12 protein-coding genes are annotated in these 13,884 nt (G+C 70.8%); 6 read left to right on the top strand and 6 right to left on the bottom strand.

The window, feature by feature from the left end:
• Positions 1-115: 115 nt before the first annotated feature.
• Both AC0HI0_RS34285 and AC0HI0_RS34280 read right to left on the bottom strand, forming a co-directional pair.
• On the bottom strand, positions 116-2,836 hold the full coding sequence (locus tag AC0HI0_RS34285) for a transglycosylase domain-containing protein (protein ID WP_480927621.1): 2,721 nt from the start codon (positions 2,834-2,836) through the stop codon (positions 116-118).
• Positions 2,837-3,158: 322 nt separating this feature from the next.
• Entirely contained in the window at positions 3,159-3,563 is a 405-nt protein-coding gene (locus AC0HI0_RS34280) for a DUF5318 domain-containing protein (protein WP_480927620.1), read from the bottom strand.
• Between the two features lie 165 nt (positions 3,564-3,728).
• Between AC0HI0_RS34280 and AC0HI0_RS34275 the strand changes: the two genes are divergently transcribed.
• The 3 genes from AC0HI0_RS34275 (at position 3,729) to AC0HI0_RS34265 (ending at position 5,741) form a co-directional block, all read left to right on the top strand.
• Positions 3,729-4,271, top strand: a complete 543-nt coding sequence (locus AC0HI0_RS34275) for a PadR family transcriptional regulator (protein ID WP_480927619.1) — start codon at positions 3,729-3,731, stop codon at positions 4,269-4,271.
• A 40-nt stretch (positions 4,272-4,311) separates the two neighbouring features.
• Positions 4,312-5,403 carry an inositol-3-phosphate synthase gene (locus AC0HI0_RS34270; RefSeq protein WP_480927618.1) on the top strand — a complete coding sequence of 364 codons (1,092 nt, stop codon included), beginning with the start codon at positions 4,312-4,314 and terminating at the stop codon, positions 5,401-5,403.
• A 65-nt stretch (positions 5,404-5,468) separates the two neighbouring features.
• The gene (locus tag AC0HI0_RS34265; RefSeq protein WP_480927617.1) at positions 5,469-5,741 is read left to right on the top strand and encodes a hypothetical protein; all 273 of its coding nucleotides are present in this window, start codon (positions 5,469-5,471) and stop codon (positions 5,739-5,741) included.
• Here the strand turns inward: AC0HI0_RS34265 and AC0HI0_RS34260 are convergent.
• The 3 genes from AC0HI0_RS34260 to AC0HI0_RS34250 all read right to left on the bottom strand — a co-directional run bounded on the left by AC0HI0_RS34260 (position 5,732) and on the right by AC0HI0_RS34250 (position 7,479).
• Positions 5,732-6,463: an SDR family NAD(P)-dependent oxidoreductase gene (locus tag AC0HI0_RS34260; protein WP_480927616.1), complete on the bottom strand. Its 732-nt coding sequence runs from the start codon at positions 6,461-6,463 to the stop codon at positions 5,732-5,734. The genes AC0HI0_RS34265 and AC0HI0_RS34260 overlap by 10 nt on opposite strands.
• Positions 6,464-6,473: 10 nt before the next feature.
• Positions 6,474-6,677: a hypothetical protein gene (locus tag AC0HI0_RS34255; protein WP_480927615.1), complete on the bottom strand. Its 204-nt coding sequence runs from the start codon at positions 6,675-6,677 to the stop codon at positions 6,474-6,476.
• Positions 6,678-6,834: 157 nt separating this feature from the next.
• Positions 6,835-7,479 (bottom strand): HAD family hydrolase, encoded by a 645-nt coding sequence (locus tag AC0HI0_RS34250; protein ID WP_480927614.1) that lies wholly within the window; start codon positions 7,477-7,479, stop codon positions 6,835-6,837.
• A 65-nt stretch (positions 7,480-7,544) separates the two neighbouring features.
• Here AC0HI0_RS34250 and AC0HI0_RS34245 point away from each other — a divergent pair, with 65 nt between their 5' ends.
• The 3 genes from AC0HI0_RS34245 (at position 7,545) to AC0HI0_RS34235 (ending at position 12,982) form a co-directional block, all read left to right on the top strand.
• Positions 7,545-8,705 carry an MFS transporter gene (locus tag AC0HI0_RS34245; protein ID WP_480927613.1) on the top strand — a complete coding sequence of 387 codons (1,161 nt, stop codon included), beginning with the start codon at positions 7,545-7,547 and terminating at the stop codon, positions 8,703-8,705.
• A gap of 59 nt (positions 8,706-8,764) precedes the next feature.
• Positions 8,765-10,747, top strand: coding sequence for a PhoX family protein (locus AC0HI0_RS34240; protein ID WP_480927612.1), 1,983 nt, complete (start codon positions 8,765-8,767; stop codon positions 10,745-10,747).
• A 144-nt stretch (positions 10,748-10,891) separates the two neighbouring features.
• Positions 10,892-12,982, top strand: coding sequence for a PhoX family protein (locus AC0HI0_RS34235; RefSeq protein ID WP_480927611.1), 2,091 nt, complete (start codon positions 10,892-10,894; stop codon positions 12,980-12,982).
• A 277-nt stretch (positions 12,983-13,259) separates the two neighbouring features.
• Here the strand turns inward: AC0HI0_RS34235 and AC0HI0_RS34230 are convergent, their stop codons facing one another.
• A complete protein-coding gene (locus tag AC0HI0_RS34230) occupies positions 13,260-13,820 on the bottom strand; it encodes an HD domain-containing protein (protein WP_480927610.1) in 561 nt (186 codons plus the stop codon).
• Positions 13,821-13,884: the final 64 nt, after the last annotated feature.

Here is a 13,884-nt window from a genome sequence, read left to right as displayed (position 1 = left end):
CGGACCGCACCTCCCCGGAAAAGGACCCGGTCGGTCCGGCGGGCGACCGCGCGGACGAGAACGGCGGGGCACGCGATGCGCGCCCCGCCGTTCTCGCGGTCGACCGCCCGGTCGACTACTCGGTCCGCCGGATGGCCGGTGGGCTCTCCGCCTCGCCCGCGCCCCCGTTCCCGATCGGGTTGGGGTTGTTCGGGTTGAGCGGGTCGGACGTGGTCGACGTGGGCGGGCACAGCCCGGGTCGGCACGACCTCGTGGTGGACGTCGTGGTGGTCGGCTCCGTCGTCTGCTTCGGCGGAGTCGTCGTCGTGGTCGGCTCGTCTTCCTTGGGCGGGGTCGTCGTGGTGGTCGTGGTGATCTTCGGCGCTTCGAGTTCGCCGATCGCCTTGGGCTTGGGGAAGCGGTCCGCCGGCTGGCCGTTCATCGCCTGGTCCATGAACTGCTGCCAGATCTGGCCGGGGATGCCGGAACCGTAGATGTCCTTGCCGCCCTTGTAGACCAGCGCCTTGTTGCCCATGTCGGTGCCCAGCCACACGCCGACCGACAGCGTCGGGGTGTAGCCCACCATCCACGCCTTCGCGTTCTGCGAGGTGTCGGCGAGTTCGTGCGTGCCGGTCTTGCCCGCGCAGTCGCGCTTGTCGGCGCACCCGATGTTGGACTTGGTCGGGATCTCCTTCAGCACGTCGGTGACGTTGTCCGCGATGTCCTGGCTCTTGGTCGCGTCCGGGTCGAACGCCGGGCTGGTGACGTCGACGTGCTGGTGGATGATGTCGCCGGCCGCGTTGGTGATCTTGCTGATGAAGAACGGCTCGTGGTAGACGCCGCGCGCGGCGAACGTCGCGTAGGCCGAGGTCATGTCGAACGGCCGGACCAGGGTCTGGCCACCACCGATGGAGATGTTGCCGTCCGGGGTGCCGCCGTCCTCGCCGACCAGGAGCTTGCGCTGCTGGCCGTCCCAGGTGATCTCGCGCGGGATGCCCGCCTGGTGCGCGGCCTCGGCGACCTTGCCGGTGCCCACCTGGAGGGCCATGTCGAAGAACACCGTGTTGACCGACTTGACCATCGCCTCGCGCACGCTGCACTGCTTGGGCACCACGCAGGCCACGCCGGGCGAGTTGCGGACCGGGCGGTTGTCGCCGCGGCCGGGGAACGTCCGGGGCGAGCTGCCGTCGTAGAGCTTGCCCGCTCCCTCGCCCTTCTGGAGCGCGGCGACGAAGTCGAACGGCTTGAACGACGACCCGGGCTCCTGGAGGGTGCCCTTCTGGTAGTCGATGCCGTTGCCGTCACCGCCCATGTAGGCGCGCACCGCGCCGGTCGCCGGGTCGATGGCCGACATCGAGGCCCGCAGGTCCGGGTCCTCGCCGTCGAGCTTCTCGGCGACGGTCTTCTCGGCCGCGGTCTGCAACGTCGGGTCGATCGTGGTGTAGACGATCGCGCCGGACTTCTGGGCCCGCTCGACCGGCCACTTGTTCTTGGCCATCTCGGCCTCGACCTGCATCCGGATGAACAGCCGGGGCCCGTCCAGGCCCGCGGGCTGCGACTCGGCCAGCGGGCGCAGCTCGGGCTGCTTCTCCTGGTCCCGGACGCTCTTGTCCATCCACTTGTGCGTCACCAGCTGGTCCATCACGTACTCCCAGCGCTCCTTGACGTACGCGGGTTCCTCGGACCGGCTGGGGTTCTGGATCATGCCCGCGAGCAGCGCCGCCTCGGACGGGGTCAGCTCCTTGAGGTCGTTGCGGTTGAAGTAGACCTTGGCGGCCTCCTTCACCCCGTACGCGGAACGGCCCAGGTAGATCGTGTTCAGGTAGGCGGTCAGGATGTCGTTCTTGTCCTGCTGCTCGGACATCTTGTACGCCTTGACGAACTCGGTGAACTTCCGGCTCAGCGTGCCCTGGTCGTCCTCGGTCGCCTGCTTCACGTACTGCTGGGTCAGGCCGGAGCCACCGCTGTTGCGGCCGGTCACCTGGTACCAGACCGCGCGCCCGATGGCGGTGAAGTCGAAGCCCGGGTTCGTCTCGAACGTCGGGTCCTCGGCCGCGAACACCGCGTGCTTGAGCTGGTCGGGCAGGTCCTCGTACTTGACCAGGGTCCGGTTCGCCCCGGAGGGCGCGATCTTGGTCATCTCCGAGCCGTCGGAGTAGAGGATCGTGATGGCCTTGTTCTGGTCGAACGCGACCTGCTCCGGGTTGGGCACGTCGACCAGCTGGTAGGCGATGGCGAACGCGACGATCGGCCCGAGGATCATCAGGAACAGGCCGACGTAGGTGATGCGGCGCACCCGGCGCCAGATCTTCTTCCGGCGCAAGACCTTGGCCTCCTCCGGGGTCGGCTCGTCGTCGTACTCGTCGTCGTAGAACGGCTCCAGCTCGACCTCGTCCTCGCGGTGGGTCAGCAGCTCCGGCTCGCGCGCCACGGTCTGGTGCACCGGGGGCAGCAGGTCGGTCGGCTCCTCGCCCGGACGGCGCGGCGGACCGCCGGGGCCGCCCGCGGGCGGACGTCCGGGCGGCACGGGGCCGTTCGGGCCGGGCCGGCGCATGCCGCCGGGAGGCGTGGGGGGACGCGCCGGGCCGCGGGGGACCTGTCGCGTCGCGTTCGGGTCGGCGTTGGCCGCGCTCGGCACGCCGGGGCCGCCCGGTCGGGGTGCACCGGGGCCGTTGGGTGCGCCGGGACCGTTGGGCCCGCCGCGCGGGACACCGCCGGGACCCGGCTCGGGTGCCCTGCGCCGACCGCCCTGGGGTACTCCGCCGGGGGGCGTGCCGGGCCCCTGCGGCGGGCCGCCCTGGGGTCCGCCGCCCTGGGGGATGCCGCCCTGGGGGATGCCGCCGGGGGGCGTGCCCATGGGCGGGCGACCCGGTGGCGGACCGCCGGCCGGCGGGCGGGCGAACCCGCCGGGCGGGGTGCCCTGACGGGGACCGCCCGGTCGGCTCGCGAATCCGCCCGGCGGTGTGCTCGGACGCTCCGGCTGATCCCCTGCGCCGTGGCGTGGGGGCTGCGCGCCGCCGTCCGGGTCTTCCCCGGTCGGCCACTGCGGCTCTCCGCCACGGTGCCTGTCGTCATGCTGGTCGTTCACGAAAAAGCCTCCCAGACCGGCGTGCCGTCGCACGCGGTTCGGTGGTCGTACGCCGTTGCCCGGGTGAGCGACGCCCGTGATCGGAGGTCGTTCACTCCGCCGCGGTCCTCCGGCGTGACTTCCCGGAGTTCAAGCCACGCGTTCCCAGGACGTATGACTGCACCAGGTGGTTCCAACTGCACGTGCGGCAAACCTCCACCACGTACACGGTGAACTCCTCGAAGAGGTTCGCCATGCGGGTCAGTTCCTCGACGGTGCGCGCGGATCCGGCCGCGTGCTTCAGCTCGTCGCCGTAGACCCAGGACACGAGGGTGAGCGGCTCCTTGCGGCACACCGGGCACGTGACGTCGCTCGGGCGGCCGTGGAACTTCGCAGCTCGCAGCAGGTACGGGCCGGCGTCGCAGACCTCCATCGTGCCCGTCCGGCCCGCGTAGACCTCCGCCAGCAGCGCACGGCGCTGTAGCGCGTAGTCCACGACCTGACGTTGGGTCAGCACGGGACCAGAGTACGTGGCGGCCCAACCCCTTCGTTGAGCCGTTCAGGGCAGTGGCCGTGATCACGGTGTGACCTGGTGCGCCACGCCACTTCTCGAATGGTGGGCGGATGTATCGCACCGATATACTCGTCCTACCCATCGGCGGTGAGTGCGAGGAGGTGTCCCTTGCTGGAGTTCGCCATCCTCGGACTGCTGCACGAGGCGCCCATGCACGGCTACGAGCTGCGCAAGCGTTTGCACGAGCTGCTGGGCGCGTTCCGCGCGTTCTCCTACGGGACGCTCTACCCCACGCTGCGCAGGCTGCAACGCGAGGGGTGGATCGTCGAGGAGGCGCCGGAGGAGGTCCGGTCCTGGGGCCGCCGCGCGCGCAAGGTCTACAAGCTCACCGCGGAGGGCAAGGAGCGGTTCGCCGACCTCCTGGTCAACGCGGGCCCGCAGACGTGGGACGACGATTCGTTCGGCGTCCACCTGGCCTTCTTCTCCCGCACCCCGGCCGAAATAAGGATGCGGATCCTCGAAGGCCGCCGCCGGCGGGTCGAGGAGAAGCGGGAGGGGCTGCGCACGGCCTTAGCGGGCGCGAGCGAGCGGATCGACCGCTACACGCGCGAGCTGCACCGCATGGGGTTGGACAGCACCGAGCGCGAGGTCCGGTGGCTCAACGAGCTGATCGCGCACGAGCAGGCCGAACAGCGCGAACGGGACGAATAGCCCAATGGGCATTGACGTAGAACAAGAAGGAGGACTCGGCATGGGCGACAACCGCCGCACCGTTCGAGTGGCCATTGTCGGGGTCGGCAACTGCGCGGCGTCGCTGGTGCAGGGTGTCCACTACTACCGCGATGCCGACCCGAGCACCCGCGTGCCCGGTCTGATGCACGTCGAGTTCGGCGACTACCACGTCCGGGACGTGGAGTTCGTGGCCGCGTTCGACGTGGACGCCAAGAAGGTCGGCGTCGACCTGTCCGAGGCGATCGTGGCCAGCGAGAACAACACGATCAAGATCACCGACGTGCCGCCGCTGGGCGTCACCGTCCAGCGCGGGCACACCTTCGACGGGCTCGGCCGGTTCTACCGGGAGACCATCGAGGAGTCCGACGAGCAGCCGGTGGACGTGGCGCAGGCGCTGCGCGACGCCGAGGTCGACGTGCTGGTCTCGTACCTGCCGGTCGGCTCGGAGGAGGCGGACCGCCACTACGCGCAGGCGGCGATCGACGCGCGGGTGGCGTTCGTGAACGCGCTGCCGGTGTTCATCGCGTCCGACCCCGAGTGGGCCCGCAAGTTCGAGGAGGCCGGGGTCCCGATCGTCGGCGACGACATCAAGTCCCAGGTCGGCGCGACCATCACGCACCGCGTGCTGGCCAAGCTGTTCGAGGACCGGGGCGTCCAGCTCGACCGCACCATGCAGCTCAACGTGGGCGGCAACATGGACTTCCTGAACATGAAGGAGCTGGAGCGCCTGGAGTCCAAGAAGGTCTCCAAGACCCAGGCCGTCACCTCGCAGGTCGACCGCGAGCTGGGCAAGCGGAACGTGCACATCGGGCCGTCGGACTACGTGGCCTGGCTGGACGACCGCAAGTGGGCGTACGTGCGGCTGGAGGGCCGGGCGTTCGGCGACGTGCCGCTGAACCTGGAGTACAAGCTGGAGGTCTGGGACTCGCCGAACTCCGCGGGCATCATCATCGACGCGGTGCGCGCGGCGAAGATCGCCCTGGACCGGGGCATCGGCGGGCCGATCCTGTCGGCGTCCTCCTACTTCATGAAGTCCCCGCCGGTCCAGTACTCGGACTCGGCGGCGCACGAGGCCGTCGAGGCGTTCATCCGCGGCGACGTGGAGCGCTGACGCTCGTTCGGGTGATGACCCCCTCGGTTCGACGGGCCTGGCCTGCGAACCGAGGGGGTTCCGCCATGAACGTGCTGTTCGCCGCCCTGCCGGCGGCAGGTGCTCTCGTGCCCACCGGCCAGGCGGCCGCGACCTGCCTGCCCGCGAGCCCGACCGACCCGACCGAGCTGTGCGTGGAACTCGTGCCGGTCGGTCACGACTACGCGGCGCACGGGTGGTTCGAGCCGGCCGGCTCGGTGCCCGGCCACCTGGAGGTGAAGCTGTACGGCTTCCCGAGGTGCAGCCGAGGCCGTACCTGCCGGCGAGCCGGAAGGTCGAGTGCGCCGAGCTACCGCTGACGCTTGGACAGGCGCAGGGACTGCCACGAGCCGTCGGCGGTCCACCCGCCGTCCACGGGCAGCGCGATCCCGTTGACGAACCCGCTCTTGGCGGGGTCGGCGAGGAACGCCACGGCCTGCGCGATGTCGTCGGGGAGGGCGAACCGCCCGAGCGGCACGTGGTCGGTGATGTCGGTGTCGCCGTAGTGCCCGCCGGCCTGCGACTCGACGTCCATCTCGGTCTTGACCCAGCCGGGGCACACGGCGTTGACCCGCACCCCGCGCGCGCCCCACTCGACGGCGAGCGTGCGGGTCAACCCGATCAGGCCGTGCTTCGTGGTGTTGTAGGCGCTGCGGTCGGCGACCCCGCGCAGCCCGGCGACGGACGCGATGTTGACCACCGAGCCCGCGCCGCGCGCCAGCATCGACCGGCCGAGCGCGCGGGTGACCAGGAACGGCCCGGTCAGGTTGACCGCGAGCATCCGCTGCCACTGCTCGACGGTGGTGTCCTCGAACGGCCGGATCCCGGCGATGCCGGCGTTGTTGACCACCACGTCGACCCGGTCGAGCCCGTCCGCCAGGCGGGCGACGTCCGCCTCCGACGACACGTCCCCGACCACCCCGCCGGGCGTGTCCTGGAGGTCGAACCCGACGACGCGGTACCCCTCCTCCCGCAACACGTCGCAGATCCGCGCCCCGATCCCCTGCGCCGCCCCGGTGACCACCGCAACTCGCTGCTCCATGACCGCGAGGCTAGGTCGTGGCCGGGCGGCGCGGCGAGGTCCGGTGGGAGGTTGTGCCGACGGCGCTGTCGTGCACCTGGACGCGCACCACGTCGGTCGCCGTGCGCCCGATGTCCGGTGCGGCCGACGCGCGCGCCCGGTCCAGGCCGACCAGTCCGATCAGGGCGGCGGTGGCCAGTACGACGGCGCTTGCCCGGCGAGTGCTCGATCGCACGAATGCTCCCTCGTCTCCGGGGCGACCGGTCCCGGCCGCCCCGGACCCGATGCTCGTCCGTCCGGCCGGCCGGCGCATCGGGACCGTCCCCGACCGGGGCCGGGGAGATCCCCGTCGGTGGGGTTCCCGTCGGGGATTCCCGTGGGTGCGATCCCGGTCAGGGCCGGTCGAACAGGGCCGAGGGCAGGTCGGTGATCGAGTCGAGCACGGTGACCCGCGCCAACACCGCCGGGTCCGGCGGGAAGTGCGGGTTGGGGACGGCGTAGACGGCCATCCCGGCGGCCAGGGCCGAGCGCAGGCCGTTGGTGGAGTCCTCGACGGCGGCGCAGCGGGACGCCTCGACGCCGAGTTCCGACGTGGCCAGCAGGTACACGTCCGGGGCGGGTTTGCCCGCACCCGCCTGTTCGCTGGACACCGCCACCGGCACGACGTCGGCCAGGCCGGTCGCGGCGAGGAACGACGTGATCAGCACCGGTGGCGAGGAGCTGGCGATGGCGACCGGGCAGCGGTCGGCGACCGCGCGGACCGCGTCCACCGCGCCGGGCAGCACGGGCGGGCCGGCCTCGTAGCGCGCGGCCATCTCCGCGACCACGCCCGCGGCGGTCTCGTCCGGGGTCAGCCGCACGCCGACGGAGTCGACCAGGTACCGCGCCCACTCCGGGGTGCTCATGCCCTGCATGGCGCGGGTCGAGTCGGGCAGCCACGTGCCGCCGTGCCGGCGGGCGAACGCCTGCCGCACCTCGTCCCACACGGTCTCGGAGTCGACAAGCACGCCGTCGAGGTCGAACACCACCGCATCCACACCCGGCACCGTAGTGTGAGACCACTTACTTAGCTAGCCTAACCAAATAATGTTAGGGTAGCTAAGTGAATTTCCTCGACCAACCCCGTCAGGTGTGGGTCACGGCGTTCGCCGCGGTGATCGCGTTCATGGGGATCGGGCTCGTCGACCCGATCCTGCTGTCCATCGCGGAGGGCCTGCACGCCACTCCTTCGCAAGTCACCCTGCTGTTCTCCTCCTACCTCGGCGTCCAGGTCCTCGCCATGCTGTTCACCGGCGCGGCCAGTGCCCGGTTCGGCGCGAAGCGCACGCTGGTCGGCGGCCTCGCGCTGATCGTGGTCGCGACCGTGCTGTGCTCGCTCGCGTCGAACATCACCCAGTTGGTGGGCCTGCGGGCCGTCTGGGGCCTCGGCAACGCCTTCTTCATCGCCACCGCGCTGAGCGTGATCGTCGGCGCGGCGTCCGGCGGCCAGGGCAAGGCGGTCCTGCTCTACGAGGCCGCGCTCGGCATCGGCCTCTCGGTCGGCCCGCTGCTCGGCGCGCTGCTGGGCAGCTTCTCCTGGCGCGGCCCGTTCATCGGCACGGCCGTGCTGATGGCCGTCGCGTTCGTGCTCTGCTCGGTGTTCCTGGCCGACGACAAGCCGCAGCACTCCGTGCGCCTGCTCGACCCGTTGCGGGCGCTCAAGCACCCCGGCCTGCTGCGCACCGCGCTCGGCTCCGCCCTCTACACGGCCGCGTTCTTCGCGGTGCTGGCGTGGTCGCCGTTCGTGCTCCAGTGGGGCGCGGTCGAGATCGGGCTGATCTTCTTCGGCTGGGGCGTGTGCGTCGCGGTCGCCGGCGTCTGGCTCGCGCCCCGGCTCGCCGGCCGGTTCGGCGAACGCCGCACGACCATCGTCGCCGTCCTGGCGTTCGCGCTGCTCATGCTGGTCATGGCGGTGCCGAGCAAGCCGCTGCTGGTGGTCGCGGTGATCGTCAGCGGCGTGGTGAGCGGACTGCTGAACACGCTGTTCACCGGCACCGCGATGAGCGTCAGCCCGGCGCCCCGGCCGGTCGCCAGCGCGGGCTACAACTTCCTGCGGTGGATGGGTGGCGCGCTCGCCGCCACGTTCGTCAGCCACCTCGCCCAGCCGTTCGTGGTCGCGGCGGTGTGCTGCGTGCTGGCGGCGGGCCTGCTGGCCGTCGGCCGGGCGAAGGAGCGGCCCATCACGCCCGCCGACGTGCTCGTCGGCGAAGAGGTCATGGGTTAACAAAGAGTGAACGCCGGCCTACGGTCAGTTGATACCGACTGACCGTAGGAGGCACGCAAGTGCGACACCTTCCCCTACTGGCCAACCACTCGCCCGGCCGCGCGGCGGTCACGTGCGAATACCGCTGCGGCGACGCGTGCTTCCACGACGCGCCCAACACCTCGGCCAACCCGTACTTCGGCGACCTGCTGACCCGCCGGGCCGCGCTCAAGGCCGGCGTGGTCGTCGCCGCCCTCGGGGCCGGCACACCCCGGGCCGCCGCCGACCCGCGTCCGCCGGACTCCGCTCCCGGCCTCGACTTCACCCCCGTCGTGCCGAACACCCGGGACGCCGTGGTCGTCCCGGACGGCTACCGGCAGGCGATCGTGATCCGCTGGGGCGACCCGCTGTTCCCCGACGCGCCGGAATTCGACTTCGACCGGCAGACCGCCGCCGCGCAGGCCCGCCAGTTCGGGTTCAACTGCGACTTCGCCGCGCTGCTCCCGCTGGACGCGTTGGGGCGCGCCAACCTGCTGGTCACCAACCACGAGTACACCAGCGAGTCGTTCATGTTCCGCGGCTACGACCCGGCCGCGCCCACCCGCGAACAGGTGGAGATCGCGTGGGCCGCGCACGGCCTGTCGGTCGTCCTGGTCGAGCAGGGCCGCGCCGGCCTCAAGCCGAAGTTCTCCCGCTACAACCGCCGCATCACGCTCACCACCGAGTTCGAGGTGCGCGGGCCGGCGGCGGGCTCCGCGCACCTGAAGACCTCCGCCGACCCGACCGGGCGGAAGGTCCTGGGCACCGTGAACAACTGCGCCGGCGGCGTGACCCCGTGGGGCACGGTCCTGTCCGGCGAGGAGAACTTCAACCAGTACTTCGCCAACGCCGGCGCGGACCCGCGCCAAGCCCGTTACGGCATCACCCCCGGCACCACGACCCGCAAGTGGGAGCGCTTCGACAAGAGGTTCGACCTGGCGCGGGAACCCAACGAGGCCAACAGGTTCGGCTGGGTGGTCGAACTCGACCCGCACGACCCGGGGTCCACGCCCGTCAAGCACACCGCGCTGGGCCGCTTCAAGCACGAGTGCGCCAACGTCCGGGTCGCGGGCGACGGCCGCGTGGTCGCCTACTCCGGCGACGACGAGCGCTTCGAGTACATCTACAAGTTCGTCTCCAACGGGAGGATTCGCCGTGGTGACGGCAAATCCGCCCGCCGGCACAACATGACGCTGCTCGACGACGGCACGCTCTACGTCGCCAGGTTCACCGGCGACAGCCCGCCCGAGGAGATCGACGGCACCGGGAAACTCCCGCGCGACAAGGCTTTCGACGGTCGCGGCGAGTGGATCCCGTTGGCCGCCGGCGATCGCAGCCACGTGCCGGGCATGACCGCCGAGGAGGTCTACGTGTTCACCCGGCTGGCAGCCGACGAGGTGGGCGCGACGAAGATGGACCGGCCGGAGGACATCCAGACCCACCCGCACACCGGCACGGTCTACTGCGCGCTGAGCAACAACGTCGACCGGAGCAAGCCGGGCGAGGAAGGCGCGACCGAGCCGAACCCGCGCGTGCACAACAAGCACGGCCAGGTCCTGGAACTCACCGAACGCGGCGGCGACCCGCTCGCCCTGGAGTTCCGCTGGAACCTGCTGCTGGTGTGCGGGGACCCGGAAGACCCGAGCACCTACTTCGCGGGCTACGACAAGTCGCGCGTCTCGCCGATCTCCAGCCCGGACAACGTGGCCTTCGACCGGCACGGCAACCTGTGGATCTCCACCGACTCGGACGGCGCGCTCGACGGCCTCAACGACGGCCTGTACGCGGTGCCCGTGCAAGGCCCGGAACGCGGTCACCTCAAGCTCTTCCTCACCGTGCCGCGCGGCGCGGAGACGTGCGGACCGGTGATCGGGGAGCGGGTGGTCACGGTGTGCGTGCAGCACCCCGGCGAACTCGACGGGGCGAGCGCGGACGAGCCGGCCTCGCACTGGCCCGACGGCGGGGACGGCCAACCTCGGCCGTCCGTCGTAGCGGTGTGGCGCGACGGGTTCATCGGTGGCTGAACTTCCCCGATACGTGCGGTGAGCAGGCGGTTCCGGTCGGCGAGGGGGTGAGGTGTTCGCCTGTCGTTCACTTTGAAGTCCGTTGGATGAGTCATTACCAACCTACGGTCGCCCAGTTCCCACTGAGCGATCTCGGAGGTCCGTGTGTCCTCATCCACCACCGATCGGGGCCGCAACCTGCTGCCCCTGCTGCCCAACCACCCCCTCGGGCGGTCGGCGATCACCTGCAAGTACCGCTGTGGCGACGCTTGCGCGCACGAGGCTCCCAACACGTCCGACAACAGCTACTTCGGCGATGTGGTCGGCGATGTCGTGCGCCGGCGCGGTCTGCTCAAGGCCGGTGCGGTGCTCGCCGTCGCGGGTGCGGGCGTCGGGCTCCTCGGTGCGGGCACGGCCGCCGCCGCGCCCGAGGTCGAGGCGGAGGCGGACCGCGACCTCGGTGGTGGACGCCGCCGGGACGGCCTGAACTTCAAGGCCGTCGCGCCGAACACCGAGGACCGGATCGTCACGCCGGAGGGCTACGAGTCCGCGGTCGTCATCCGCTGGGGCGACCCGGTGCTGCCCGGCGCGCCGAAGTTCGACTTCGACAAGCAGACGCCCGCCGCGCAGGCCAAGCAGTTCGGCTTCAACAACGACTTCTGCGGCCTGGTCCCGCTGAACCACTGGAACCGGTGGCTCATGGTCAGCAACCACGAGTACACCACCGAGGAGTTCCTGTTCAAGAACTGGGACGCCAACAACCCCACGCGTGAGCAGACCGAGATCGCGTGGGCCGCGCACGGCCTGTCCGTGGTGCTGGTCGAGCGCGACCACCGCAGCGGCAAGCTGGTGCCGAAGGTGGACCGCACGTACAACCGCCGGATCACGGTGACCACCGAGTTCAAGGTGACCGGCCCGGCCGCCGGCTCGGCGCACCTCAAGACCTCCGCCGACCCGACCGGCAAGAAGGTGTTCGGCACGCTGAACAACTGCGCCGGCGGCGTGACCCCGTGGGGCACGATCCTGTCCGGCGAGGAGAACTTCAACCAGTACTTCGCCAACGCGGGCGCCGTCACCGACCCCAAGGTCAAGGAGCGGCTGACCCGCTACGGCCTGGCCGGTGCCGCGTCCACCCGCAAGTGGGAGCGCTTCGACAAGCGCTTCGACGTGGCGCAGGAGCCCAACGAGGTCAACCGGTTCGGCTGGGTCGTCGAGATCGACCCGCTCGACCCGAACTCGACGCCGGTCAAGCACACCGCGCTCGGCCGGTTCAAGCACGAGGGCGCGAACGTGATCCTCGCGCGCGACGGCCGCGTGGTCGCGTACATGGGTGACGACGAGCGCTTCGACTACATGTACAAGTTCGTCTCCGACGAGCGGTACAAGCCGGGCAACAGCCGCTACGCCCGTGAGCACAACAAGAAGCTGCTCGACAAGGGCACGCTCTACGTCGCCAAGTTCACCGGCGACAGCCCGGCCGAGGAGTTCGACGGCACCGGCAAGCTCCCGTCCGACGGCGAGTTCGACGGCTCGGGCAAGTGGATCCCGCTCGCGGCCGGCGACAAGTCGTTCGTGGAGGGCTTCACCGCCGAGGAGGTCTACGTCTTCACGCGGCTGGCCGCCGACAAGGCCGGTGCCACCAAGATGGACCGCCCCGAGGACGTCGAGCCCAACCCGCGCAACCGCCGGATCTACGCGGCCCTGACCAACAACACCGACCGGGGCAAGGCCGGCAAGGAAGGCGCGACGGAGATCAACCCGCGCGTCAACAACAAGCACGGCCACGTCCTGGAGATCGAGGAGCGCCGCGGCGACAACACCGCGCTCACGTTCTCCTGGAAGCTGCTGCTGGTGTGCGGCGACCCGACGTCGGCGGACACGTACTTCGGCGGCTACGACAAGACCCAGGTCTCGCCGATCTCGTGCCCGGACAACGTGGCCTTCGACAGCCACGGCAACCTGTGGATCTCCACCGACGGCAACGCCCTCAAGTCCAACGACGGCCTGTTCGCCGTCCCGGTCGAGGGCCGCTACCGGGGCCACGTCAAGCAGTTCCTCACCGTGCCGAAGGGCGCGGAGACCTGCGGCCCGGTCGTCCAGGACGACTTCGTGCTGGTCAGCGTCCAGCACCCGGGCGAGATCGACGGCGCGTCGGCGAACAACCCGCTCTCGCACTGGCCCGACGGCGGCACCAGCCAGCCGCGCCCGGCCGTCGTGGTGGCGTGGAAGAAGGACAAGGGCCGCATCTGCGGCTGAGCCGCGTCCGGGAGACCGGCGCGGGAGGCGTGACGAGAGCCGGACGGGCCACACCCCGTCCGGCTCTCTCCGTCGGGGCCGTCCCCCGGCTCGTCCGGCGATCTTGTTGTGGGAAAGCGGGACGATGACGGCAGAACTGCCGTGCCCGACCAAGAGGTGGCGTTCGTGCCGGACACGATCGGTCGGCAGCAACCCGCGCAAGACCAGCACCCCGGGCGGCCCGGGGGATCAAGGGCTTCGTCTGGCGAGCCGAACGGGCCCGCACGCCGCCCGGCCGTCAGCGATCGCGCCAGGCGAGGGGCGAGACGTCGACCGCGGCCTGGGCGATCTTCCGCGCGGTCGCGGTCTTGATGCTCCGCGAAGCCGACTCGATCCACCCGTCGACGCGGCGCACGCCGACATCGCGGTACTCGACCGCTTGCAGCAGCATCTCCAACTTGTCCGCGTCCCTGGCGCACCGGGCCTCGGGGGTCAGCCCGTGCTCGTACTCGTCGACCGCCGCGCGAACCACGTCACGGGACCGTTGCGGCAACGCAGCGGTCTGGTCCTCGGTGATTCGCCGTGGGTCGGGCTTGTCGAGGTAGTTGCCGGCGGTGTGCGGGAGGTCGCCGGTCCGGGTCTCCTGCGTGTCGTGCCACAGCGCCAGGAACGCGGCCCGCGCCGGGTCGGCGCCCTCCTCGACGGCGATCAACGCGGCCAACTGCGCGACCCGCGTCGTGTGCTCCGCGACGGACTCGGGATCGCGCACGCCCACGTGGGTCCAGCCCGTTCGGCGAGTTCGTTTCAGGACACCGAGTTCGTAGGCGAATGCGGAGAGCGAAGCGCCTTCGTCGGTCATGCGGTACTCCTAGGTGTCGGCGATCTTGAGCGCGTAGAGCAACCCGGCGACCTGGTCACGACCG

It is taken from the genome of Saccharothrix sp. NBAS 001, from assembly GCF_056640475.1.
This window is presented reverse-complemented; position numbering and strand designations above follow the sequence as displayed.